The organism is Candidatus Streptomyces philanthi, from assembly GCF_059553635.1.
The window spans coordinates 1-3,174 of record NZ_JCANQV010000457.1; the positions used below are offsets into that span (position 1 = coordinate 1).

Annotated in this window: 4 protein-coding genes and 1 riboswitch; of the genes, 3 read left to right on the top strand and 1 reads right to left on the bottom strand. The window is 76.3% G+C overall.

The genetic code is table 11. The features are described from left to right. Positions 1 to 515: FAD-dependent oxidoreductase (locus AC51EU_RS28900; RefSeq protein ID WP_496270047.1), on the bottom strand; the 515-nt coding region annotated here is incomplete at its 3' end. Further along, positions 513 to 624, bottom strand: a riboswitch (TPP riboswitch). (Overlaps the previous gene by 3 nt.) Before the next feature lie 128 nt (positions 625 to 752). Between AC51EU_RS28900 and AC51EU_RS28905 the strand changes: the two genes are divergently transcribed. From AC51EU_RS28905 to thiE, 3 genes are all read left to right on the top strand, one after another. After that, positions 753 to 2,045 (top strand): NAD(P)/FAD-dependent oxidoreductase, encoded by a 1,293-nt coding sequence (locus AC51EU_RS28905; RefSeq protein WP_496270048.1) that lies wholly within the window; start codon positions 753 to 755, stop codon positions 2,043 to 2,045. Between the two features lie 90 nt (positions 2,046 to 2,135). Next, positions 2,136 to 2,501, top strand: coding sequence for an Rv2175c family DNA-binding protein (locus AC51EU_RS28910; protein ID WP_496270049.1), 366 nt, complete (start codon positions 2,136 to 2,138; stop codon positions 2,499 to 2,501). A 115-nt stretch (positions 2,502 to 2,616) separates the two neighbouring features. Next, on the top strand, positions 2,617 to 3,174 hold a 558-nt coding region (gene thiE / locus AC51EU_RS28915), incomplete at its 3' end, for a thiamine phosphate synthase (protein WP_496270050.1).

Sequence of the window (3,174 nt, forward strand, 5' to 3'; positions counted from 1 at the left end):
AGCGCGGCCGCCAGCCGCCGCGGATCGACCTGGTGGTCGCCGTCCACCCGCAGGCCGCCGCGCACCCCCGGCGCGAGCATCGGCTCCAGCCGGCGGCACTCACGCCCCGTCAACCACTCGGAGTCCAGGCCGCAACGGCGTTGCAGAGCGTGCAACTCCCGCAGATGCGCCCGGTCGTCGGCGTCCAGCGCCACGGCCAGCGTGCCGCACACCCGGTGCCCGGTGTCCCGGCCGCTCGCCTCCTCCAGCTCCGCGACGAAGTCCCGGTAGCGGCGCGCCGAGGCCAGATTGAGCCCCAGCAGCGTCTCCTCCCCGTAGTGCAGCTCGGTGACGGCGGCGAGCATGCCGGCCGCGACGCTCGCCGCGCCGCCGCCCGGCGACGGATCGGCCACCGTGGTGCGCAGCCCCCGCTGCGCCGCCCGCCAGGCCGTGACCAGACCGATGAGACCACCCCCGACGACGAGCACATCGGGGTGCTCCCCGGAAGGCGTCGGTGGTGTGACGGATGGATGCATGGGCGTCCAGCCCCTCCCTTCGCCGGCATGACCCGGATCAGGTTCGTACGGTCGGAGGCCGGCCAGCCTCCCTCTCAGCCCGGTACGCCGGGCTCCCGCGAGTGCGTGTGCCGTCACCCTAATACCCGGCCCCCGCGCCCCGTAAGGCGGCGCCCCGGCCGCTCCCGGGCCCGCCGCGCCGGAGATCACCTCGCGCGCTGCTGCGACCCGCGCCCCCCGTCGTCCTACAGTGGGCAGGTGAGCGAGCAGATCAAGTCCCCCCAGGCAACCGGCCACACCTCCAGAGTGGTCGTCGCAGGCGCCGGAATGGCGGGCGTCCAGACCGCGGTAGCGCTGCGCGAACAGGGCTGGCGCGGCGAGATCACCCTGCTCGGCGACGAGCCCCACCGGCCCTACGACCGCCCGCCGCTGTCCAAGGCCGTCCTGCTCGGCAAGACCGGGAGCGCCGCCTTCGACGTCGACTTCGACGCCCTCGGCATCGACCTCCGGCTCGGCCGCCCCGTCACCGCCCTCCGCCCCGACGAGCGGGTCGTGGAGACGGCCGAGGGACCGGTCCGCTACGACCACGCCGTCCTCGCCACCGGGGCGGAACCGGTCCGGCTGCCCGGCACCGAGGGCGCGCCCGGCGTCCACCTGCTGCGCACCCTCGACGACGCCGAACGGCTGCGGCCCGTCCTCGCCGCCCGGAACGAGATCGTGGTCGTCGGCGCGGGCTGGATCGGCGCCGAGTTCGCGACCGCGGCCCGCGAGGCGGGCTGCGCCGTCACCGTCGTCGAGGCCGCCGACCGCCCGCTGGCCGGCGCGCTGCCCGCCGAGGTCGCCACCCATATGGCCGCCTGGTACACGGCGGCCGGCGCCCGGCTGCGCACGGGCGCCCGGGTCGCCTCCGTCAAGGAGGGCGCCGTCGAACTCGCCGACGGCACCACACTGCGCGCCGACGCCGTGGTCGTCGGCATCGGCGCCCGCCCGGCCACCGGCTGGCTGGCCGGCTCCGGGGTCGCCCTCTCCCCGGACGACGGCTCCGTCCTCACCGACCCGTACCTGCGCACCTCCGTCCCCGACGTCTACGCGGTCGGCGACTGCGCCTCCTTCCCCTCCGCCCGCTACGGCCGCAGGCTCCTCGTCCACCACTGGGACAACGCCCTCCAGGGCCCCCGCACGGTCGCCGAGAACATCGTCCGCGAGCCCGCCGAGGGCGTGGTCTACGACCCGGTCCCGTACTTCTGGTCCGAGCAGTTCGGCCGGTTCGTCCAGTACGCGGGCGATCACGGCGGCGCCGACGAACTGGTCTGGCGCGGCGACCCGGTCGGCGCCGCCTGGTCCGTGCTCTGGCTCCGGCACCCGAGGACCCCCGCCGAGGCCGGGCCGGGCCGGGAGCAGGTACGCCGGCCGGGCCTGCTGGTCGCGCTGCTCGCCGTCGGCCGCCCCCGCGACCTCGCCCAGGGGCGCAAGCTCATCGAGCGGGGCGCCGTGCTCGACCCGGAGAAGGCCGCGGACGCGGCGGTGCCGCTGAAGGCGGCGGCGCTGTAGCGGCCCGGTCCGGACGTGGGCCGGGGGCGCGCTCGCCCCGTTGGCGACGCCCGGCTACCGGCTGTCAGTGCGAGGTGGCAGGCTTGTCCCGTGACCGAGATTGACGCAAACATCGACGCACTCGTCCCCGACTGGCTCACCCTTCCCGACATCGCCGAGCAGCTCGGCGTCGAGGTGACCCGGGTCCGGCAGCTGGTCAGGGAGGGCCAGCTGATCGCGGTGCGCCGCGGCGAGAACCGCGTGCTCCAGGTGCCCGCCGACTTCATCAAGGACGGCAAGGTCGTCAAGGGCCTGTCCGGCACCCTGACCCTGCTGCGGGACGACGGCTTCGCCGACGACGAGATGCTGGAGTGGCTGTTCACCGCCGACGACACCCTGCCGGGCACCCCGGCGCAGGCACTGCGGGAGAACCGCGGCACGGAGGTGAAGCGGAGGGCCCAGGCCCTCGCCGTCTGAGCCGCACACCCGGCGCACGGCGGCCCCGCGGCCGCCGCGCCACCGTCATCGCACCCGCGGGCGTACGGGCCGCCGCACCGGCCCGTACGCCCGCCGACCCGGGGGGAACCTTCCGATGTCCACCGCGACCGCCGCCCGCGCCGCCCTGTCCGCCGCACGGCTCTACCTCTGCACGGACGCCCGCACCCGGCAGGGCGACCTGCCGCAGTTCCTGGACGCCGTGCTCGCGGGCGGCGTCGACATCGTCCAGCTGCGCGACAAGGGCATGGAGGCCGCCGAGGAACTGCGCCACCTGGAGATCTTCGCGGACGCCTGCCGCCGCCACGGCGCCCTCCTCGCCGTCAACGACCGCGCCGATGTCGCCCACGCCGCGGGCGCGGACGTCCTCCACCTCGGGCAGGGCGACCTCCCCGTCCCCGCCGCCCGAGACCTCCTCGGCCCCGACGTCCTCATCGGACGCTCCACGCACTCCCCGGCCGAGGCCGACGCCGCGGCCGCCGAGGAGGGCGCGGACTACTTCTGCACCGGCCCCTGCTGGCCGACGCCGACCAAGCCCGGCCGGCCCGCCCCCGGCCTGGACCTCGTCCGCCACACCGCCGCCCGCGCCCCCGAGCGCCCCTGGTTCGCCATCGGCGGCATCGACGCCGGCAACCTCGACGAGGTCCTGGACGCG